Annotated in this window: 1 protein-coding gene; it reads right to left on the bottom strand. The window is 30.7% G+C overall.

The features are described from left to right. Nucleotides 1-121 precede the first annotated feature (121 nt). The coding region (locus AWV70_RS06535; RefSeq protein WP_060205395.1) for a hypothetical protein at nucleotides 122-349 on the bottom strand (228 nt) is incomplete at its 5' end.

The following is a 349-nucleotide window of genomic DNA, read 5'->3' as shown; positions in this document are numbered from 1 at the left end:
TCATAATTAATGCCTCCTAATCTTGATTGAAACATTTTACCACATACAGACTAAGTTTTAAATTCAGTTTTCATCACTTATTCCGTTAAATGGCCCGTTTGTTGAACAACCACTCTAATTTTCAATGAATTATATGTATCCGACCATCTTCAAAAATTTCCACTGGCTGATAACTATTCATAAAATTTAATGCGTCAACCATGAAACCATCTTTCACCATTTGCTTTTGTCCATCTTCAAAAACTTTTCTGTCCAAGATCAAACTATAAAAATAAACTTTTTCGTCACCAATCATTTCAGAATTCATCATCACAAAATGATTTCCATACCTGTTTTTAAAATATTCACG

Origin of the sequence: Sporosarcina koreensis (assembly GCF_001531445.1) — a bacterium.
Lineage (GTDB): Bacteria > Bacillota > Bacilli > Bacillales_A > Planococcaceae > Sporosarcina > Sporosarcina koreensis_C.
This window is presented reverse-complemented; position numbering and strand designations above follow the sequence as displayed.